We start from the raw sequence: 21,057 nt of genomic DNA on the forward strand, positions 1-21,057 counted from the left end.
TATTTCCTATCGTTTACCAGCGCGAATAAAACCTGCAAATCCTTTCTCTTCAAGGAAAGTCTGCATCATTGTATAAATATCATTGCCGTAAGGCTGCATTAATGCTTTGTCTGCCAAAGCTTTTAGTTCTGTACTGTCGGTATGACAAAGCAGGTATTTTACTTTTGCCACGTTGGAGGTGTTCATACTTAAACTGCGGTAGCCGAGCCCGACCATCAATAGTGCGCCAATGGGATCACCAGCCAGTTCACCACAAATACACACCGGTAAGTCGAGTCGAGTACACACTTTCTGGATATGGTCGAGCGCCATGATCACCGCAGGGTGCATCGATTCATACACATCGGACACACGGGCATTATTACGGTCAACCGCGAGCAAATATTGAGTTAAGTCGTTGGTACCGATTGAGACAAAATCCACTTTGTGAGCGATCAATGGCAGCAAATAGATCATCGATGGCACTTCAATCATCACGCCGATTTCAGGCATCTGGACCCGCTCATCGAGCTCAACCACTTCTTGATAGGCACGCTCGATAAGCGCAATTGCATCATCCAGTTCTTGAGCCCCTGAAACCATCGGCAATAAGATACTGAGGTTTTGACTTTCGGCACTGGCGCGTAGCATCGCGCGGATTTGCATCAAAAAGATATCTGGGTGGTCGAGTGTGAAGCGGATACCACGCCAACCCAAGAATGGGTTGTCTTCATCGATAGGAAGATACGGCAACGCTTTGTCACCACCGACGTCCAAAGTACGCATGACCACACGCTTGTTTGGGTAGGTGTTGAGTACCATTTGATACTGCTGCGTCTGTTCTTCTTCGGAAGGAAAACGGTGCTGGAGCAAGAACGAGATTTCAGTCCGGTACAAACCAACACCATCTACACCTTGGTTTTCAGCGATATTGGTATCGGCACTCAAACCGGCGTTGAGCATGATTTCGATACGTTGATTGTCTTTGGTACACGCAGGCTCAAGGATGCGCTGGTTAACCATGCTGGCTAACTCACGCTCTTCATTCGCCAGCGCGCGATATTCTTTAAGCAACTGACGGTTAGGTGAGACTAAAATCTTACCACTGTAACCGTCGACAACGCCTTTTTTGCCGCTGATTGCGCCAAGATTAACGCTCACCCCCATAACCGCTGGAATGCCCAGCGCGCGCGACAAGATCGCCGCGTGAGAGTTCGCCGCCCCTTCCGTCGAGACTACCGCCAGCAATTTATCTTTCGGGATCGACGCCAAAATCGACGCCGTTAGCTCTCGCACCACCAAGATGATTGGCTTCTCGAGCAGTGGCTGCTCTTGCTCGGTATTGTTGAGGAAGTACAGCAGACGATGACCAAGCTCACGAATGTCTTGCGCTCGTTCACGCAAGTAGACGTCAGACATTCGGGCAAATCGGTTGGAGTAACTCTCGACAACTTGTCTTAACGCCCAGTCTGCACGGTCACCTTTTTGGATTTGCGCTTTAAGATCTTTACGCAGCATCGGATCGTTGAGCAAGTGGGTGAACAGATCGAAAATAGCCAGTGCGTCTTTGTTGATTTCGCTGTCGAGCTTTTTACGCATCCGACGAAAATCGCTTAAGGCCGCTTCAATTGCCAATGCCAGCAGTTCTTGTTCACGCTCGATATCTATGGTCGATGCAGGACACACCTCTGAAAGTTCAGGTTGGGTATCGTCTAGCCAAAACTCGCCAATCGCCACACCAGATGACGCCGGTACACCGCGAATCGCTTGTTGTTTTTTCTCAAGACGCCATAAACCTTGTGTTTGTGCATGGGCAATGATCACCGCAAGCTGAGCCGCTAGCGTTACAAGAAATGACTCTTCCATTTCGTCAAACTGGCGCGGCTGCTTTTGCTGCACCACCAGCACACCGAGGACTTGCTTGCGATAGATGATCGGCGTACCGAGGAAGCTTTGATAAACCTCTTCGCCCAGTTCAGAGAAGTATTTAAAGTGAGGGTGTTTAGACGCTTCAGCTAAGTTGAGTGGTTCAGCCGTTCGCTTAACCATGCCAACTAAGCCTTCACTGAAGCTGATATGAATTTTGTCGCCTTTGAAGCGCAGACCTTGAGTTGCCATTAGCTCAAGGCGCTGCATCTCTTCGTTAGCAAGATAGACAGTACAACACTCCGTGCTCATCGCGCTGCACGTTTGCTTAACCAAAATATCTAAAGCCTGGTGGACATCTTCGACTTTAGATACCTGTTCAACTATGTCCCTTAGTTGAGAAAGCATGTCTATCCTCTCCTGTGTTTACGCTTATTCTTGGCTCTACGCTCTCTAAACGGCATCGCCATCGATGCAAATTCTTTCATCGCACGTCGGTAAACGTCACGCTTAAAAGACACCACTTGTCTAACTGGATACCAATAACTTACCCAACGCCAACCATCAAACTCAGGGGAGCTACCACGTAGCATATTGATCTTAGATTCGTCACAATCTAAACGTAGTAGAAACCATTTCTGTTTCTGACCGATACAAACAGGTTTTGAATCCCAGCGTACAAGGCGTTTGGGTAACTTATATCTTAGCCAATGACGACTTGTCGCTACGATCTTTACATCTTTCTTTGTAAGACCAACCTCTTCATATAACTCCCGATACATTGCTTGCTCTGGAGTTTCACCTTCATCGATTCCCCCTTGAGGAAATTGCCATGAATGTTGTCCGTATCGCTTAGCCCAGAAGACCTGACCATGGTTGTTACAGATTACAATTCCCACATTTAAGCGGTAACCATCGCCATCTATCACTGGCCAACCTCTAATAAAATCTTTAATTACAGTGATTTTTCCACATATCCCCAATCGGAGCAAACTTACTAGTGTGACTAAGGCGTAAAATCTCACCTTAGCCCTCCATATTGAATAAGTTTTAGCCAAAATAGAGGTTATACACACCAATCTGAGACATAGCCCACATTTATACACCTTTTCTGTGTATAACCATGTGAAGAATCTTTGTTAAAGCGATCAACCAACGAGAAAATGGAACACTTACAACTAATAGTGAAAACTAAAAATAGTTATTTTATCCCTTAAAAACATACAATTAAATTCACACCAATAAACTCACCTCGTTGAAATTACTTGGTCAAAACTGGTGAAAATCCGATCGGTCAAAGATCCACCAACCATACTCTTATCCACAAAACGTTAGCCCAGATACAACTTTATCGTGTTTTATCAAGTGGAAACTTACGACAAAAGTACTGTTAATTCATACATACGCACAGAAAAATGAAAAAAACTCGCCACCAACTGTGGATAAGTTATTGATGAATGATCCAACCATCAAAATGATCAATTTTCGCACAACCATCAAACTAGGTTTTCCGTTACAATAGTGGCGAGTGGTAATGGGTAACAAACAAATATGAAGTCGGAACCAAGATCGGAACAAGAACTGATAGAAAGAGCAATGGACATCGCGGGTGTCACCTTTGCTGAACTGGCCGAAGAAGCCGGAATGCCAGTGCCTCCTGATCTGCGTCGAGACAAAGGTTGGGTTGGGCAATTGCTAGAATGGCACTTGGGCGCAACGGCTGGCAGTAAACCCCAACAAGATTTTGAACAACTAGGTATCGAGCTAAAAACGATTCCGATCAGCTACAGTGGCAAACCGCTAGAAACCACCTTCGTTTGTGTTGCTCCTTTGATGGGGGTGCACGGTTTAAAGTGGGAAAACAGCCACGTCAGAAACAAACTCTCTCGCGTACTCTGGATCCCGGTAGAAGGAGAGCGTGAGATCCCGTTGGCAGAGCGTCGTGTCGGATCACCGTTGATCTGGTCACCGACAGCAGAAGAAGAGCTGCAACTTAAAACCGACTGGGAAGAATTAATGGAAATGATCGTGATTGGTCAGGTTGAACAGATCACCGCACGCCATGGCGAGGTACTGCAACTACGACCTAAAGCCGCGAACAGTCGTGTCTTAACAGAGGCTTACGGTGCCAGTGGTAAACCGATAAAAACACTCCCGCGCGGCTTTTACTTACGTACCCAATTTACCGCAAAAATACTAGAACAAAACTTCGCCTAGTGGGTGGTTAGAGAGAGTTCAAGGTCGTGATAAAGTGGACCATCCCCTGCCCCACATTCATCATAAGCATTGTGCAGCCTTAGATAAGCTCTCTCTACGCCCAACCTACTGAGCTCTTCTTTCACCTGATCTAATGAATCGAAGTGAATCGGTTCGTCATTAATTTTGAGCGGCTCAAGCCGATGCTTGTACTCCACCGCCAAAAGATACTGCGATAGATCTGAACAGCTAATCACAAATACCTTAGGGGGCTCATAACTCGATTTGTGGCTTCCATGAATCCACTTGTCCAACTGAGTTTTTTGCATAACTTACCTCCGTCTATCCAGTGTAGACAACGAGACAAATTTTGCTAAATTGTTAATTCCATCCATGTTTTGCGACAGTGTTATCCCCTATATTGAGGAGACAATGAGAATAAAACAAGGAAGGCTCATGCAATACAATAAGTTACCGCACTCAACACTCGAAGTGAGTAAGATCTGCCTTGGTACTATGACCTTTGGAGAACAGAACACTCAGCAAGAAGCCTTTGATCAGTTGGACTATGCACTGGAGCGAGGCGTCAACTTTATCGACACCGCTGAAATGTACCCAGTTCCTCCTAAAGCAGGAACCCAAGGTCGCACTGAAGAATACATTGGTAACTGGCTTAAGCAGTCCGGAAAAAGAGAGAAAGTTGTCCTCGCGACCAAAATTGCCGGACCGCGCAACGTGCCTTACATCCGCGATAACATGAGCCTAGATAGACGCAACATCCACTTGGCAATTGACGACAGCCTCAAACGCCTACAAACCGATTACGTGGACTTGTATCAACTCCATTGGCCACAACGACAAACCAACTGTTTTGGTCAACTAAACTATCCCTACCCTGACGCACAAGAAGAAGTCACGCTGATCGAAACCCTAGAGGCGTTAGCAGAGTTAATAAAAGCGGGGAAAGTCAGATACATCGGCGTGTCTAACGAAACCCCTTGGGGCGTGATGACGCTGCTGCGCCTAGCGGAGAAACACGAACTGCCACGTATCGTGTCAATTCAAAACCCGTACAACTTACTCAACCGCAGCTTTGAAGTGGGCCTATCTGAAATCAGCCATTATGAGGGAGTAAAACTGCTCGCCTACTCACCACTAGCGTTTGGCTGCCTGAGTGGTAAATACCTCAACAACCAACGACCAGAAGGCGCAAGATGCAGTCTGTTTGAGCGCTTTGTGCGTTACTTTACTCCGCAAGGTATTAAAGCGACCGAAGCGTACGTCAATTTAGCCAGAGAGCACGGTCTAGATCCGGCACAAATGGCACTCGCGTTTGTCAATCAGAGACCGTTTGTCGCATCCAACATCATTGGTACGACAAACTTAGAACAACTTAAATCAAACATAGATAGTTTAGAGGTCGTATTGAGTGATGAACTGCTTCAGGGTTTACAAGAGATTGGGACGACTTACTCCAACCCTTGTCCTTAGGTAATAGACCAACTCGACGACGTTGGCCAAAAATCTACGGGGCTGGTGAAGCAACCAGCCCCTTTTGTTACGTTGGTATTCGAGCACTTAATACACGACGAAGGTGACGAATACGACGTTCTGCTTTAACAGCATCAGGTTCAGTATGACCCGTAAAGCGACCTTCTTCATCTAGACCAATATCTTTCAACAAGTGTTTATTGTCCCAAGGAATCGCGTACGCGCTACGTCTTACTTTACGTTTCCACGCACGCTCTTCACGACGAAGGTCTGCCTTTACTAGTACTGTCGCTAATTTTAGGTATACAGAATGACTCATGATAATTCTCCAGGTGTCGAGAGCTGGGAAAAGATCAACGAATCTTAAAAAGGGAAAGTGATTTTTAATTCGCTGCTTTTCCGCAGCCAATTAAAAATAAAAGGATACGGATTAATTACATATCTGATTTAGAGGTAGATTTACGATCTGTTGCGGTAGCCATAATGCTGGCGATGGCAGCCATATGAGCAGATAGATCATCAGACGCACAATCGAATGAGATAACGTTAAATAGTTTCATTGTGCGCCTCCTAGCTATGTATTAATCCAAATTGAGATTTTTGCAGATATGAGCCTGAGCTCATGGTTAAATTCTAAGCATTGATGATGCTATTTCAACCACTTTATGCCGTTAAATTTTAAAACAATTTTTTAACCCAAAAACAACCGATATATCACTTAGGGAATAAGATATTCAGCCTAGAAATATATTATTCGCGACAGATAATGTCGGATAAAAAATAAGCCGCAACCAAAGTGGTTGCGGCTTATTTAGATAAAACAAACAGTTAAACCGTCATATCGCTGATCAAATTGTGTTTGTTGAGTAATCGGTACATAGTTGCACGCGAAACACCGAGTTCTTTCGCGGCCATCGAAACCTGACCAGAGTGTGACTCCAAGACCAATAGCAGAGCATCACGCTCGCTGCGCTCACGGATACTTTTCAGGCTACGTTTACCGTCACTGCGTTTCGGCAGGTCAAGATGTTCGTCGTCCAACATCACTGTATCCGACATCAAAACCACACGCTTGATCTGGTTCATCAGCTCACGAACGTTACCTGGCCAATGGTAGCGAGTCAAAGAGCGTGCGGCTTGTTCAGTAAAGCTGCGAGCCTGCGCGTTGTACTCTTTTGAGTATTCTTTAAGGAAATGACGCGCCAGAATAGTGATATCGCCAGCGCGTTCTTTCAAGCTCGGTACGTTAATACGCAGTACATTGATGTAGTGGTAAAGCTCTTCGTTGAAGTCTCCGTCAATCAGTGCTTTCTCGATATCAGACGAGTTTGCCGCCAAGATACGAACATCAATTTCTTTACGACCTTTTTCTGTATCGACCGTCCCTTCTTGCAAGAAGCGCAGCAAATTGACCTGCTGAGATTTTGGTAGCGTCAGAATGTCATTGAGCAAGATGGTGCCACCGTGGGCTTTTTCCAGTATCGACGGTTGAGTACTATCTTCACGATTAATACCAAACAGGTCGCTCTCAATGCGTCGTTCAGACATCGCTCGACAATTGACCGAAATGAACTCTTTATTAGCACGTGACGAGGTTTTATGTACTGCTCTCGCAACGGTCTCTTTACCCGTTCCGCTTTCGCCGTAAATAAGAATACTCACGTCTGTAGGACCGATACGTTTGATTTGATCACGCAAGCGCTTCATCGGGATAGAATCACCGATAAGTCCCATATCGCCATTATTTCCGTAGTGAGGCCATACTTTTTTCTCTAGTTTGAGCATGCCTAACTGGTGACCAATCGTGCTCAACAGCTGAGCATCCGGAATCGGTGCGGTAAAGAAATCGATACAAAAGTTGACGATAAACTGGCAAATCGTATCGGAGCTAAGTTGAGATTCACGGATGAATGCAATCCAACGAACTTGCTTATGGTTACTTACCAAGTTCGCAATCCCGTTCAAACTAAACTCATCGTGACTGAGGTCAACAATACCGATACACGGACCGGTTTCATTGAATAATTCATCTGCTTTGCGTAAATCGGCGCATTGAGTGCATCGCCAACCTACCTGTTCCAAAACTGAAAGCCATGGTTCGTATGTGCCTCCGACCACTATCAGAGACCCCGGAACCGAATCCATTCTGAACTGACTACGCATACTGCTTGATCCTTATTATTTTTCTAACGTTCACGCAGTGCCACTGCGGCACATATAACTTTTTCTGTTACATTATAGAGACTAGGACAGAGAATCTGTCTCATTCATAAGATTAGGGGGCAGTTAGTACTTTTTCCACCGTCGATGGAATGAACTTCAAAAGTTTTTTTCCGCTCTAAGGGAAAATTTCCCCATTCAGTATTCCATCTTGCGGCGTACGCTGTAGGTAATAATGTGCTCAGTTAGGTATAAAAAAAGCCACCCGAAGGTGGCTTTTTGACATGATTTAAACCAGTTAGTTACGCTTGTGGGCGCATCGCTGGGAACAGAATCACGTCACGAATCGTGTGCGTGTTGGTAAATAGCATCGCTAGACGGTCGATACCGATACCTTGACCTGCTGTTGGCGGAAGACCGTGCTCTAGTGCAGTGATGTAGTCTGCATCGTAGTACATTGCTTCGTCATCGCCCGCGTCTTTCGCGTCAACTTGCGCTTTAAAGCGTGCGTCTTGGTCTTCTGCATCGTTAAGCTCAGAGAAGCCGTTCGCCACTTCACGACCACCGATAAAGAACTCGAAACGGTCAGTGAAGAATGGGTTGTCATCGCTACGACGCGCTAGTGGAGAGATGTCCGCAGGGTAACCAGTGATGAATGTTGGTTGAATCAGTTGAGGTTCAGCCGTTTCGCCGAAGATCTCTTCTAATAGCTGGCCACATGTCCAGAATGGTTCCACTTCAACGTGTACTGATTTCGCAATCGCAACCATCTTTTCACGGTCTTGTAGATCAGCTTCCGTTAGGGCTTGGATTTCTGCGTGCTCAGGGTTGTAGTGTTTGATCGCTTCAAACATGCTCATGCGCGCGTAAGTACCGCCAAATTCAACCGTCTCTTCGCCGTAAGGCATTGATGTTGAACCTAGAACTTCCATTGCCACTGTGCTTAGCATCTCTTCAGTCAGATCCATCAGATCTTTGTAGTCCGCATAAGCTTGGTAGAATTCCATCATAGTGAATTCTGGGTTGTGACGAGGAGACAGACCTTCGTTACGGAAGTTACGGTTGATTTCGAATACACGGTCAAAACCACCTACAACCAAACGCTTCAGGTAAAGCTCAGGAGCAACACGTAGGTACATGTCGATATCTAGTGCGTTGTGGTGAGTGATGAACGGACGCGCAGTCGCACCGCCAGGGATCACGTGCATCATCGGCGTTTCAACTTCTAGGTAGCCTTTTGAGCTCATGAAGTTACGAATCGCAGAAACCAGTTTAGAGCGAACGATAAACGCTTTACGTGAATCTTCGTTCACGATTAGGTCAACGTAACGCTGACGGTAACGCATTTCCTGGTCAGTCAGACCGTGGAATTTTTCTGGTAGAGGACGTAGTGCTTTGGTTAGTAGCTCGTACTCTTCCATGTTTACGTATAGGTCGCCTTTACCAGACTTGTGCAGAGCACCTTTCACACCGATGATGTCACCGATGTCTAGACCTTGGTACTTCTCTTTAAGCTCTTTCTGTACATCTTTTGCAGCGTACGCTTGAATGCGGCCAGAAGTCTCTTGGATGACTAGGAAAGGACCACGTTTCGCCATGATACGACCAGCGATCGCAACGACGTGGTTAAGCTCTTCTAGCTCTTCCTTCGTCTTCTCACCGAACTCTTTTTGAAGGTCGCCCGCTAGCGCGTCACGACGGAAGTCGTTTGGGTGGCCATTTGCTTTGCAGCTCTTACGGATCTCGTCCAGTTTCGCGCGGCGTTCTGCAATTAGCTTATTCTCTTCTTGTGCGTTGTCGTTTTGAACAGCATCAGTCATTTTTCGATGTATCCTGTTTCGATTTGAGTGTCGGTGAAAAGCTTAAAGACCTGATTTCAGGCTAGCTTCAATAAATTTGTCTAGGTCGCCGTCGAGAACCGCTTGTGTATTACGGTTTTCAACGCCGGTACGTAAATCTTTAATACGTGAATCATCCAGTACGTAAGAACGGATCTGGCTACCCCAACCGATGTCAGATTTCGCATCTTCGTTGGCTTGCTTCTCAGCATTCTGTTTTTGAATCTCAAGTTCAAACAGTTTTGCACGAAGCTGCTTCATCGCTTGGTCTTTGTTCTTATGTTGAGAACGGTCGTTCTGACATTGCACCACTGTGTTGGTTGGAACGTGGGTAATACGTACCGCAGATTCCGTGGTGTTAACGTGCTGCCCACCCGCACCCGATGCGCGGTATACGTCAATACGTAGATCAGACGGGTTAATGTCGATCTCAATGTTGTCATCAATCTCTGGGTAGACAAACGCAGATGCAAACGAAGTATGGCGACGACCACTTGAGTCAAATGGAGACTTACGCACCAGGCGGTGAACACCGGTTTCTGTACGTAACCAACCGTAAGCGTACTCACCGGAGATCTTAACCGTTGCACCTTTAAGCCCGGCAACCTCGCCTTCAGACACTTCGATCACTTCCGTTTTGAAGCCTTTCGCTTCAGCCCAACGCAAGTACATGCGCAGCATCATTGAAGTCCAGTCTTGTGCTTCTGTACCACCCGAACCTGATTGCAGGTCGATGTAGCAGTCTGACGAATCGTGGTCGCCCGAGAACATACGACGGAATTCAAGCTGCTCTAGCTTCGCTTCAAGCTCAGCGAGTTCTGGCTCGATCTCATCGAAGGTCTCTTGGTCTTCTTCTTCAACCGCAAGTTCCAATAGACCTTCAACGTCTTCTACGCCTTGCTCTAGTTGGTTGATGGTTTCAACCACCGCTTCTAGTGATGCACGTTCTTTACCAAGCGCTTGTGCACGCTCAGGTTCGTTCCATACATCCGGTTGTTCCAGTTCTGCGTTAACTTCTTCTAGACGCTCTTGTTTGGCGTCATAGTCAAAGATACCCCCTCAGGACATTCGTGCGTTCAGACACGTCCTGTAAGCGGTTTTTAATAGGATTGATTTCAAACATGTTTGCTCAACATTTATGAGTAGAATTTAACCGAAGAATTGTACTGAAAAGTGTGACGAAGATACAGGAATATTTTGAAGCTGAATAATCTTTCATTAGATAGAAAAATCCCCTGTCACGCCTTGCATGACAGGGGATTAAATTACATCAAGAGCAACTAATTATGCCGTCTCTTCAACCAATACTTGTTCGTTTGATTTTGAGACAAAGAACATGCAAACAATGGCTGCGGCTGTTGGAATCAACCAACCCATGCCCACATCAAACAATGGCAAAACACTCAGTGCTGAAACATCGAAGCCAGCAACTTTCGCTGCGTCAACCATTGCGAATAGTAGCGACACTAAGATAACCACACGGTAAGCCACTTTTGGATTAGGCAGTTTGCTACGAACGAAAGTCAATGCAACCAATGCAATCGCCACAGGGTAAAGAGCGAACAGTACTGGCACCGATAGGGAAATCAGCTGAGATAGACCCACATTTGCCACGACCGCACATGCAGTACCCACAATGATCACCCATCCTTTGTACGATACTTTTGAGATTGACTTAAAGTAATCTGAACAAGCAGAAATCAGGCCGATAGCGGTAGTCAAACACGCTAATAGAACGATTGCTGACAGAACTAGCTGACCGTACGGACCAAATAGCGCCTGAACGTAAGCACTTAGGATCGCGCCGCCGTTATCAGCACCAGCAGCGACAGCGGAACTAGTCGCGCCTAAGTAGAACAGTGAAATGTAAACAAATGCCAAACCAGCCGCTGCGATAAACGCTGCGCTAATTAGATATTTTGTTGTCGCTGCACTATCAGTAATGCCTTTGCTACGCAGTGCGTCAACAACCAATACACCAAACATTAGCGAAGCGAAGGTATCCATAGTGTTGTAGCCTTCTAGGAAACCTTTCTGCAGTGGGTACGCTAGGTACTCACCTTGTGCCGCTAGCACTTCACCTTGAGGATCAAGGAATACGCCTACCGCAAGAGTAATTAGACCGACAAATAGAACTGGTGTCAGGATCTTACCGATCATGTCGATCAGACGACCTTGGAACCATGCAAATAGCATCGCGACCGCAAAGAAGATGATCGAAAACGCAGTTAAGTGGAACTGGCCCGCATCAGCGATAAACGGTTTAACCGCCATTTCGTAAGCCACTAGACCAGTACGCGGCGCCGCGAACGCAGGACCGATAATGATAAAGATCAGTACTGCCATCACGATAGCTGCACGCTTAGGCAGATCTTTGGTCATGTGTTCCCAGCTACCACCAGCTAATGCAATTGCAATGATAGTGATCAGCGGTAGACCTACCGCAGTTAAAAGAAAACCTGTCATGGCTGGCAAAAGGTTGTCACCGGCAAGTTGCCCTGCAAACGGTGGAAAAATGATGTTGCCTGCACCTAAAAAGAACGCGAAAAGCATAAAGCCTACGGCGATAATATCTGTTAGTTTTAAAGTCTGTTTCACTAGAGACCCTTTACTTATTCTTCAGTGGATGTTGTGTGCGCTAGATAGTACAAATTTGCTATCCAGTCGATAGATTTACACGAGCATAATGACGAAACGCTCATCTATCCGCAAGGTAAAAGCAAAAAACACCATATAAATTTATACAAGCAGCAATAAACCAGTCAGTTCGACTAGATTAAATAATTTATACAGCACTTAACCCTACACAATCAGGTAAAATAAAAACCTAAAAATAGAACAAATAACTATACATTGCGTTAACAACCCCACTAAATAACCGATTAAAGACAAATATACAGAATAAAAAATGAACAAACAGAATCCCAAAACTAAGAGCTTTACGTTTAAACAGTTTGCCATTCAAGGCGGAGATTCTGGGATGCCTGTCAGTACGGACGGCGTACTGCTTGGCGCTTGGACCGACGTGACAAAAACGCACCGTTTACTCGATATTGGAACAGGCACTGGGTTGTTGGCTTTAATGTGTGCTCAGCGATCACCAGATTGTCAGATAGAAGCGATCGATATCGATCCGCATGCCATCGAAGCGGCGAGTTTTAACTTCGCGCAGTCTCCGTGGTCAAAGCGCATCACTCTTCACCAAGGAGATGTGTTGAGTTATTCATTTTCGGCGTGTTTCGACACCATTATCTGTAACCCGCCGTATTTTAATAACGGTGAGCAAGCTCAACTAAGCCAAAGAGCGACGGCAAGACACAGCGACCAACTCGCCCATTCTGCACTGTTATCTCGTTGCTACGAGTTACTCACAGAACAAGGCACAGCAAATTTCGTCTTGCCAATCACCGAAGGTAACCAGTTTATCCACTTGGCTTTAAAGAATAATTGGTATCTAAGCCGCGTGTGCCACGTGCAGCCAACGGAGAGCAAAACGGTCAACCGCTTATTGATTTCGTTAGTAAAAACACCATGCCAAAGCAAACAACAGCCACTGATCATTCGTAAGAACAACCAGTACAGCAACGAGTTTGTTGCACTGACCAGAGACTTTTATTTAAAGATGTGAAAATTAAGGTGTGATCCTTGTCACCGAACACACTATAATACGCCCCCTTAAACCAATTGTTGCTTGTGGAGACACCAGAGTGATCAAAAATTTTGCTGAATTAGAGTTAGACCCGAACTTGCTCGAAGCAATCGAAGAAATGGGTTACACCCGTCCAACACAGATTCAAGCTGAAGCGATCCCACAAGCTTTAGAAGGTCGTGACATCCTAGCCTCTGCGCCAACAGGCACAGGCAAAACGGCTGCGTTCGTGCTGCCTGCACTACAGTTCCTGCAAGACTTCCCACGCCGTAAACCAGGGCCTGCTCGAGTGTTGATCCTGACGCCAACTCGTGAACTGGCGATGCAGGTTGCTGACCAAGCGCGTGCACTGGCAAAAAATACCAAGCTGAATATCTTCACCATTACTGGTGGTGTTCAATACCAAGAGCACGCCGATATTCTCGCGACCACGCAAGATATCGTAGTTGCGACACCAGGTCGTTTGATGGAATACATCGAAGCAGAGCGTTTTGATTGTCGCGCGATCGAATGGCTAATATTAGATGAAGCTGACCGCATGCTGGATATGGGTTTTGGTCCAACAGTAGACCGACTCTCTTCTGAGTGTCGCTGGCGTAAACAAACCCTTTTGTTCTCCGCAACACTGGAAGGCAAAGGCGTAGAAGGTTTTACCGCTGACCTACTGAAAGAACCAGCAGAAATTGATGCTGAACCGTCTCGTCGCGAGCGTAAAAAGATCGCTCAGTGGTACCATCGCGCCGATGACATGAACCACAAGCTCGAGCTGCTGAAGAAGATCATCACTGAACAAGCTGAACGTTCGATTATTTTCCTTAAAACACGTGATCGTCTTGCCGAGTTGCGCGTTGAACTAGAGAAAGCACAAATTCCGTGTGCTTGGATTCAAGGCGAAATGCCTCAGGATCGTCGTAACAACGCGATTGCACGTTTCCGTGATGGCACGGTCAACGTACTATTAGCCACTGACGTTGCTGCGCGCGGTATCGACTTACCGGACGTTAGCCACGTAATCAACTACGACATGCCACGTAGCGCCGACGTTTACCTACACCGTATCGGCCGTACAGCACGTGCGGGTAAGAAAGGTAACGCGGTTTCTTTGGTAGAAGCACACGACCAACCGATGATGGACCGTGTTGCACGTTACGTAAAAGAAGAAATCAAAGAGCGCTTTATCAAAGAATTGCGTCCTAAACACAAAAAACCTGTGTTTAAGAAAAAGAAAAAAGACGACAAGAAAAAGACCGCTACAAAAACGAAAAAGAAAGTCGTAAAAAAGAAAAAGTAACTATTACTGTTTAGCTAATAAAAATGCCGCTTCAATCGAAGCGGCATTTTTTATATTGGTATGTAGGCGATGAATAATCGAATCCGGCTATTCGTCACCTCTTCAAAGCATTTGAAGCTAGAACAAGCGACAAGATTCACGCCTAAAGAGCCCTTCGCTAGACGCTATACTCAAAATAGTTGGTGCTATAGCAAGGCAGCAATCGAATCTGACCCCAGGAGCATAGTACGCTATGTGACTGGGGCGGATGAGTGAAGCTAACGCATCTAGAGCTCCAAATATGAAGAGTATTAGTGTTCGCGGGTCGCTCGGAACTCAACCTCTGGAAAACGCTCTTTCGCCAAATTCAGATTTACCATCGTTGGTGCGATGTAACTTAGGTTATCACCACCATCCAACGCTAGGTTGCTCTGGTTCTTGCGCTTGAACTCTTCCAGTTTTTTCTCGTCGCTGCAGTCAACCCAACGGGCGGTTGCTACGTTTACGCCTTCGTAAATCGCTTCTACGTTGTATTCTGCTTTCAGACGCGCAACAACCACGTCAAACTGAAGCACACCAACAGCACCCACGATAAGGTCGTTGTTTTGCAGCGGACGGAACACCTGTACCGCACCTTCTTCTGAAAGCTGTACTAGACCTTTTAGCAACTGCTTTTGCTTCAATGGATCTTTTAGGCGAATACGACGGAACAGTTCTGGCGCGAAGTTAGGAATACCTGAGAATTTCAAACTTTCACCTTGTGTAAAGGTATCACCAATTTGGATCGTACCGTGGTTGTGTAAACCAATAATATCGCCTGCATAGGCGTTTTCTGCACGCGAACGGTCACCCGCCATAAAGGTTACCGCGTCAGAGATATTGATCTGCTTGCCAAGACGAACGTGGTTCATCTTCATACCTTGGGTGTACGTACCCGACACAATACGCATAAACGCGATACGGTCGCGGTGTTTAGGATCCATGTTTGCCTGAATCTTAAATACAAAGCCTGAGAACTTCTCTTCGGTCGCTTCGACTTCACGTTCATTTGCCTGACGAGGCATTGGCGCTGGCGCCCACTCAGTCAGGCCATCAAGCATGTGGTCGACACCAAAGTTACCCAATGCTGTACCAAAGTACACTGGCGTGAGCTCACCCGCTAAGAACATCTCTTGGTCAAACTCAGGACACGCACCAATAACAAGCTCAAGCTCTTCGCGCAATTGCTCTGCTAGCTCGGCACCCACTGCTTCATCTAGCTCTGGGTTGTCCAAGCCTTTAACAATACGCAGTTCTTGAATCGTATGGCCTTGACCTGTGGTGTATAGAATCGTTTCATCACGGTGAATGTGGTAAACACCCTTGAACTCTTTACCACAACCGATTGGCCATGTGATCGGCGCACAGGCAATAGAAAGCTCGCTTTCTACTTCATCCAGTAGTTCCATTGGATCACGGATATCACGGTCAAGTTTGTTCATGAAAGTGATGATCGGCGTGTCACGCAGACGCGTTACTTCCATCAATTTACGGGTACGATCCTCAACACCTTTTGCCGCATCGATAACCATCAGACATGAGTCAACCGCGGTTAGCGTTCGGTAGGTATCTTCTGAGAAGTCTTCGTGTCCCGGAGTATCAAGTAGGTTAACCAGACACTCGTTGTATGGAAACTGCATCACAGAGGTTGTTACCGAGATGCCACGCTCTTTTTCCATTTCCATCCAGTCGGATTTCGCGTGTTGTGCTGAACCACGACCTTTAACTGTACCCGCAGTCTGAATTGCGCGTCCGAAAAGCAGTACTTTTTCAGTAATGGTTGTTTTACCCGCATCCGGGTGAGAGATGATAGCAAAGGTCCTTCGCTTATTGATTTCATTAAGAAAATCTTGGTTTGCCATGTATAAATTCTTTTAGTTTGTACACGGATTTGTACACACTTTTGGAAGTACTCTCTTTTCAGTTCTTCGCTTGTCAAATCCGTCGTGTTAATCGTAATTGGCCGCTATTTTCGCTGATCTTGACTTTATAAACAATCAATGGTTATCTAATCGGTTACCATTTACTCTCAGCGTGCACCAATGCTCAGTTGTAGCTGTTTGCAATCGTTGCTTCTTCAGCTAATGAACAACTGTGGCTAAACCACAAATTCCTTCGCTACCAGAAATCGATGATAGCTTGTCGTACTACACCGATGATGGTGCAGTTGCCGTTGATCGGTATTGCAGGGTATTGCGGGTTCAAAGGTTTTAGATACTTCTGTTCACCATCAATAACCAACTGCTTAAAGGTTGCTTCTTTCGAATCATCCAAACGCGCAACAACCAATGAACCTGAAGAGTAAGGTAACTCAGGATCAACAACGATCACTGCCCCCTCAGGTATGGATTTTTTTCCGCTTGGATTTTCCATACTGTCGCCTTTTACGCGAAGTGCGAAACAACCCTCATGTGCTTTCCCAGTGACTTCACGCCACTCCTCAGCATCTTCATGGGCAAATCCCTCCGCTATTTCAGTCCAATCACCGGCCTGAACCCAGTTAATGAGAGGAATTCTTCCCTTAATATCAGGCCCGACTTCTACATTACCGACCCCCAAGCCAATCTCGCCATCACCTGTGGCGAGCCAATGAGCATTCACGCGAAGCGCCTCCGCGATCTGCATGGTGTAACGAGACCTAGCCGATTTACCAGAGCAAATCTGGCTGATCGACTGCTGTTTGATACCAATGCGACGAGCCAACTCAGACTGAGTTACCCCAGTAAGCTGCAAGGCATGGTTTAGTCGTTCGGATAAAGTTTTCATAAGCCCGCATTCTACAAATAAAACTGTAGTCTTTCAACAATTTTAACTGTTGACTTATCTACAGTTTAAACTGTAACATTCAATCTTGTAACAGTTATTATTGTAATAGGAGACGGTATGGAAGTGTTCAAAACGACACAAAAACATCTCCGCCGTGCCATTGACTTGGTCGGCGGGCAATCAGCATTAGCAAGAGCCATCAACTCAAAACAGCAAAACGTCTGGTTTTGGTTGAATAAATCAGGGCGTGTTCCCGCTGAATTCGTTTTACCCATCGAACAAGCTACGCAAGGACAGGTAACCCGATCTCAGTTAAGACCGGACATCTATCCCGAATGCCCAAGCGAGCTGAAAGCCAGTAACCAGTAGGATTAAGGGCAAGTAATGGTCAGCATTTTACGTAAACACAGAAGCGAGTACCTCCATGCGTGATTATGGCAAGGTCTATACCCGCTTTTGGCTAAAGCAAAACGTTTTGTCCTGGAGTGACTCTGCGAAGTTGCTAGGACTGTATTTGCTTACATGCCCACATTGTAATTTGCTTGGCTGCTTTCGACTGCCGATTGGTTACGTTGCTTCTGACTTGAACTGGGATGAGCAACAGGTTGCCAAGGCGTTAAGTGAGTTAGAACAAGATCAGTTCCTGATTCGTTGCGAGGGATCTGGTTGGACTTTGATTCGAAGCTTTCTGAAGCACAACCCAATCGAAAACCCAAACCAAGGTAAGGCAGCCTTTCGGTTGCTTAAAGATGTACCTGCCGACTTCGTTGGTATGGCATCGCTTTTGAAATCTCTTGCCGCTTTTCAAGCTCGGCTTCCAGAAGAATTTTCATCATTGTTTATGCCTGATGGCAACCCGGTAAGGGACTCTCAACGGTCGGATGACTCTGAGAGAAGCAATAAACCAACAGTTAAAACTGTTGACCAGATACAGTTTGAAGACTTCTGGGATGTACAAATACGCAAAGAAAAAAAAGCGAAAGCCAAAGAAGAATGGCTACGCATGGGCCTCAATGAAGACCATGAACTCGCCTTGGAAGTGCTAACACGCTGGAAAGAGCAACGAGACAACCGATTGCAGTATCAAGATCGGACTAAGACCCCTATGCCACATAACTGGCTTTTAAACCGGCAATGGGAAGACGAGTACGTTCGCATTGATGAAGTACAGCAATCATCGACGAGCCTAAAGGGCAGCAATCACCAATTGAATATTGAAGAAAGCAATCGCCGCATTGCTGAAAGCTGGGCCGGACCAGGTATTCGGGAGGTTCGTTCAAGTGCAGGAGGTTGATAAACGCGAGTTTGCTGAAATTTGGGGAGCAGCTTGGGCCATGTATGGCAAAAGCGTATCACCGCAATTGCTATCCATCGCATTTGAAGCCCTTCGTGCTTATAGCATTGAAGAAGTGCGAATCGGTCTGACTCGGCATATTCAATCACCGGATACTGGGCAATTTTTTCCAAAGCCCGCTGACGTCATCAAGCATATCGACGGCAACTCAGGTTCAAGAGCCATGGTTGCTTGGAACAAAGTTGACAAGGCTGTTCGTCAGGTTGGCGCTTGGACATCCGTGATGTTTGACGATGCGCTTATCCACCGCGTGATTTCAGACATGGGTGGATGGGTTGAACTCTGCAAGGTTGATGACAGGGAATACCCCTTTAAGCAAAAAGAGTTTTTAACACGCTACCAGGCTTACTTGCTGCGGGACGAAGTGGGTGAATACCCAAGGCTATTACAGGGTATTGCAGACCATCAGAACCAGCAAAAAGGATTTGATATGCAAGCGCCGGTTGCCGTAGGCGACTGGTCAAAAGCGGCACAAGTTTATACGAGAGGCATCGCCGACTTTAGCGCAGTGCCATTAAAAAGAATAAGCCCGAAAGCCATTCAGGCGCTTCTCGGAAATCAATTAGAGGACAAAAATGAAAACGATTAAAGCAAAAACCATTGCCCTAGTGATAGCCATGTCCGCAAGCACTTCAGTCTATGCGTTTCCGGGCTATCAGTGGGAAAAAGCAGCACATAGCGTTGGTATTGATCCAGTCATGCTCTACGCCGTTGCCTTGGCTGAGTCGGCCTCACATCGTGGTCTCAACATGACCAGTCCATGGCCATACGCAATTCGCAATGGTTCAAACGCAACCTACGCCAAATCTAAGACAGAAGCAGAGCAACTGTTAAACCAGGCACTGCAAGAGACTGAAAAATATCAGCTCGATATTGGCCTTATGCAAATCAATTTGCATTGGCATGGGCATCGGGTGAGCTCAGCAGCGGAACTGCTAGACCCCATCACCAACCTTACGGTCGGCTCAAGTATTTTGGCCGAAGCAATCAAGTCTTCACCAAATGATTTAGAGCTTGGCATAGGCCGCTATCACAGTTGGAACGAAGAGCGTGCACGCTGGTATGGGCAAAGAGTGCTTTCTATCTATCGCAATATTTTACATGAACTGGAGGTCCGTCAATGACAACCAATCAACAAGACTTCTATCAATTAAATTTGGCGTACCTACACGCAGCACGAGAATTGGCGCGAATTGATCCGCAAGAGGCCGTCTTGCGCTTTGGACTTACACGCGACGTGGTTGATGCTCTGATTAATGCTGGTGTTGACGACCTGCAACGAGTGGCGACCTCATCATTCATGCTGTTTCAACCAAGGGGTAACCAAAGCCAACTGATTGAGATGGTGAAGAGCAAAGGCACAGGTATCCCAAGAATCGCTTATTTATTATCAACCCTAAACAACAAGGGGGATGCATGATTGATAACCTGTCCAAAAGTGAGCTATTTACCCGAGCCTCGCTGCTTATTAAATACGGATTTCGAACAACCATTATCGCGCTCGATACAGGTTTGCCAATCCACATTATCAGAAGGCTCCACAAAGAAGTGACTGGCAAGTCACCTTGTCCTGGTCAATTGCCAGAATCTGATGCCATCGTCAAAAGCAGAAGAGCATTAGTTGAAGGCTCCCTGCTTATGGCGCTTTATGTCAATATTGGTGGTGATAATGTCTACAAGCAATTAAATATCGATGCTTTGATGAAGGCTTACGATGCGTATTTGGTTGCAAGAAAAGAAGCAGATCTTCCAGCTGAGATCCCCTGGAAAAAACTGACCATCAATGAAGGTTGGGTTCTAGCTCGTGATTTAAGATCACAGCTTGCATCCTTACACCGGTGTCGATGCGGCAGTCTGTATTTGACGGTATCACAACAGCGCATTCAGCTTAAATGTCCTGTGTGTGAGATTATGGCCGAGCAAACCACTAGAGCACTTTTTGAGAACTAACATGCAGATGCATGATTTGATTGTGCACCTCCCGTGCACTTTGAGAGTACTAAGAAGATGACAAACTTACTTAAATCTTTACCAGCACGCTGCTGGTTTATATCACTGGGGCTTTTTCTGGCGACTTTGGCTGCGGCTCATTTCTTTCCTTCAGAAATATTAACGGCATCTGCCAAGTTAGCGGCTTTGCCATTTCTGTTCTGCACCGTCGTTTTTTTCAGCTACTTGGGTTTCAAAGCGACCTGTAATCCCATCGGACTTATAGCCATAATCACTATGCTTGTAGCAATCGCATATTGGCAAGCGAGTTGGACAATTGTTGGTTTGGGACTCTCTTTCTTAGCTATTTGTACTGGAATTAGATTCTTGAGTAGCCAAGTTAAAGATTCGGGTAGAACTTTGAGCATTGAAGAAAAATGGTATTGGTATAAGCTCCATTCGTTTTTTGATGGCTTTTATCCAAGGTATCCCAAAAAGCCAAAAAAATAGCCAGCCAACC

The 21,057-nt window shown here is 46.1% G+C and carries 22 protein-coding genes; 11 read left to right on the plus strand and 11 right to left on the minus strand.

What is annotated here, in order from left to right; genetic code table 11:
* Positions 1-6: 6 nt before the first annotated feature.
* Positions 7-2,253 (minus strand): phosphoenolpyruvate--protein phosphotransferase, encoded by a 2,247-nt coding sequence (gene ptsP / locus AKJ31_RS16745; protein WP_053410237.1) that lies wholly within the window; start codon positions 2,251-2,253, stop codon positions 7-9.
* Positions 2,254-2,255: 2 nt separating this feature from the next.
* Positions 2,256-2,774, minus strand: a complete 519-nt coding sequence (rppH, locus tag AKJ31_RS16750) for an RNA pyrophosphohydrolase (RefSeq protein WP_053410255.1) — start codon at positions 2,772-2,774, stop codon at positions 2,256-2,258.
* 622 nt (positions 2,775-3,396) lie between these two features.
* Here rppH and mutH point away from each other — a divergent pair.
* Positions 3,397-4,062: a DNA mismatch repair endonuclease MutH gene (gene mutH, locus AKJ31_RS16755; RefSeq protein WP_053410238.1), complete on the plus strand. Its 666-nt coding sequence runs from the start codon at positions 3,397-3,399 to the stop codon at positions 4,060-4,062.
* On the opposite strand, the gene AKJ31_RS16760 is transcribed toward mutH, so the two are convergent.
* Positions 4,059-4,370, minus strand: coding sequence for a DUF6482 family protein (locus AKJ31_RS16760; RefSeq protein WP_053410239.1), 312 nt, complete (start codon positions 4,368-4,370; stop codon positions 4,059-4,061). The genes mutH and AKJ31_RS16760 overlap by 4 nt on opposite strands.
* Positions 4,371-4,497: 127 nt before the next feature.
* Here AKJ31_RS16760 and AKJ31_RS16765 point away from each other — a divergent pair, with 127 nt between their 5' ends.
* Entirely contained in the window at positions 4,498-5,532 is a 1,035-nt protein-coding gene (locus AKJ31_RS16765) for an NADP(H)-dependent aldo-keto reductase (protein ID WP_053410240.1), read from the plus strand.
* A 67-nt stretch (positions 5,533-5,599) separates the two neighbouring features.
* Here AKJ31_RS16765 and AKJ31_RS16770 read toward each other — a convergent pair whose 3' ends face one another.
* The 6 genes from AKJ31_RS16770 to brnQ all read right to left on the minus strand — a co-directional run bounded on the left by AKJ31_RS16770 (position 5,600) and on the right by brnQ (position 12,128).
* On the minus strand, positions 5,600-5,851 hold the full coding sequence (locus tag AKJ31_RS16770) for a hypothetical protein (protein ID WP_053410241.1): 252 nt from the start codon (positions 5,849-5,851) through the stop codon (positions 5,600-5,602).
* A 115-nt stretch (positions 5,852-5,966) separates the two neighbouring features.
* Positions 5,967-6,092, minus strand: a complete 126-nt coding sequence (locus tag AKJ31_RS23540; RefSeq protein WP_281173362.1) for a hypothetical protein — start codon at positions 6,090-6,092, stop codon at positions 5,967-5,969.
* 268 nt (positions 6,093-6,360) lie between these two features.
* Positions 6,361-7,695: a cyclic-di-GMP-binding transcriptional regulator VpsR gene (gene vpsR / locus AKJ31_RS16775; RefSeq protein ID WP_053410242.1), complete on the minus strand. Its 1,335-nt coding sequence runs from the start codon at positions 7,693-7,695 to the stop codon at positions 6,361-6,363.
* A 299-nt stretch (positions 7,696-7,994) separates the two neighbouring features.
* On the minus strand, positions 7,995-9,512 hold the full coding sequence (lysS, locus tag AKJ31_RS16780) for a lysine--tRNA ligase (RefSeq protein WP_053410243.1): 1,518 nt from the start codon (positions 9,510-9,512) through the stop codon (positions 7,995-7,997).
* Between the two features lie 42 nt (positions 9,513-9,554).
* Positions 9,555-10,653, minus strand: a protein-coding gene (gene prfB, locus AKJ31_RS16785; protein WP_157052379.1) for a peptide chain release factor 2 whose coding sequence is annotated in 2 segments (ribosomal slippage) — positions 9,555-10,577 and positions 10,579-10,653 — 1,098 coding nt in all. Because the reading frame shifts where the segments join, the coding sequence is not laid out codon by codon here.
* 161 nt (positions 10,654-10,814) lie between these two features.
* The gene (gene brnQ / locus AKJ31_RS16790; protein ID WP_053410245.1) at positions 10,815-12,128 is read right to left on the minus strand and encodes a branched-chain amino acid transport system II carrier protein; all 1,314 of its coding nucleotides are present in this window, start codon (positions 12,126-12,128) and stop codon (positions 10,815-10,817) included.
* A gap of 310 nt (positions 12,129-12,438) precedes the next feature.
* Between brnQ and AKJ31_RS16795 the strand changes: the two genes are divergently transcribed.
* The gene (locus AKJ31_RS16795; RefSeq protein ID WP_053410246.1) at positions 12,439-13,158 is read left to right on the plus strand and encodes a tRNA1(Val) (adenine(37)-N6)-methyltransferase; all 720 of its coding nucleotides are present in this window, start codon (positions 12,439-12,441) and stop codon (positions 13,156-13,158) included.
* Positions 13,159-13,237: 79 nt separating this feature from the next.
* Positions 13,238-14,470 carry an ATP-dependent RNA helicase SrmB gene (srmB, locus tag AKJ31_RS16800; protein ID WP_053410247.1) on the plus strand — a complete coding sequence of 411 codons (1,233 nt, stop codon included), beginning with the start codon at positions 13,238-13,240 and terminating at the stop codon, positions 14,468-14,470.
* Positions 14,471-14,760: 290 nt separating this feature from the next.
* On the opposite strand, the gene prfC is transcribed toward srmB, so the two are convergent.
* Both prfC and AKJ31_RS16810 read right to left on the minus strand, forming a co-directional pair.
* Positions 14,761-16,350, minus strand: a complete 1,590-nt coding sequence (prfC, locus tag AKJ31_RS16805) for a peptide chain release factor 3 (RefSeq protein ID WP_053410248.1) — start codon at positions 16,348-16,350, stop codon at positions 14,761-14,763.
* Positions 16,351-16,606: 256 nt separating this feature from the next.
* On the minus strand, positions 16,607-17,254 hold the full coding sequence (locus AKJ31_RS16810) for a LexA family protein (RefSeq protein ID WP_000854920.1): 648 nt from the start codon (positions 17,252-17,254) through the stop codon (positions 16,607-16,609).
* Between the two features lie 117 nt (positions 17,255-17,371).
* Here AKJ31_RS16810 and AKJ31_RS16815 point away from each other — a divergent pair, with 117 nt between their 5' ends.
* From AKJ31_RS16815 to eexS, 7 genes are read left to right on the plus strand one after another with little or no spacing between them, the layout of a single operon-like run.
* Positions 17,372-17,623: a helix-turn-helix domain-containing protein gene (locus AKJ31_RS16815; RefSeq protein ID WP_024015942.1), complete on the plus strand. Its 252-nt coding sequence runs from the start codon at positions 17,372-17,374 to the stop codon at positions 17,621-17,623.
* A gap of 55 nt (positions 17,624-17,678) precedes the next feature.
* Entirely contained in the window at positions 17,679-18,548 is an 870-nt protein-coding gene (locus tag AKJ31_RS16820; protein ID WP_024015941.1) for a hypothetical protein, read from the plus strand.
* Entirely contained in the window at positions 18,535-19,197 is a 663-nt protein-coding gene (locus AKJ31_RS16825) for a DUF6475 domain-containing protein (protein ID WP_024015940.1), read from the plus strand. The genes AKJ31_RS16820 and AKJ31_RS16825 overlap by 14 nt, the downstream gene beginning before the upstream one ends.
* A complete protein-coding gene (locus AKJ31_RS16830; protein WP_024015939.1) occupies positions 19,184-19,732 on the plus strand; it encodes a lytic transglycosylase domain-containing protein in 549 nt (182 codons plus the stop codon). Before AKJ31_RS16825 ends, AKJ31_RS16830 begins: the two co-directional genes overlap by 14 nt.
* A complete protein-coding gene (locus tag AKJ31_RS16835; protein WP_000210563.1) occupies positions 19,729-20,028 on the plus strand; it encodes a flagellar transcriptional regulator FlhD in 300 nt (99 codons plus the stop codon). The genes AKJ31_RS16830 and AKJ31_RS16835 overlap by 4 nt, the downstream gene beginning before the upstream one ends.
* Complete coding sequence (locus AKJ31_RS16840; RefSeq protein ID WP_000566755.1) at positions 20,025-20,558, plus strand: FlhC family transcriptional regulator; 534 nt, start codon at positions 20,025-20,027, stop codon at positions 20,556-20,558. The genes AKJ31_RS16835 and AKJ31_RS16840 overlap by 4 nt, the downstream gene beginning before the upstream one ends.
* Before the next feature lie 57 nt (positions 20,559-20,615).
* The gene (gene eexS / locus AKJ31_RS22660; protein WP_024015938.1) at positions 20,616-21,047 is read left to right on the plus strand and encodes an entry exclusion protein EexS; all 432 of its coding nucleotides are present in this window, start codon (positions 20,616-20,618) and stop codon (positions 21,045-21,047) included.
* The last annotated feature ends 10 nt before the right edge of the window (positions 21,048-21,057 follow it).

It is taken from the genome of Vibrio hepatarius, assembly GCF_001274785.1.
GTDB lineage: Bacteria > Pseudomonadota > Gammaproteobacteria > Enterobacterales > Vibrionaceae > Vibrio > Vibrio hepatarius.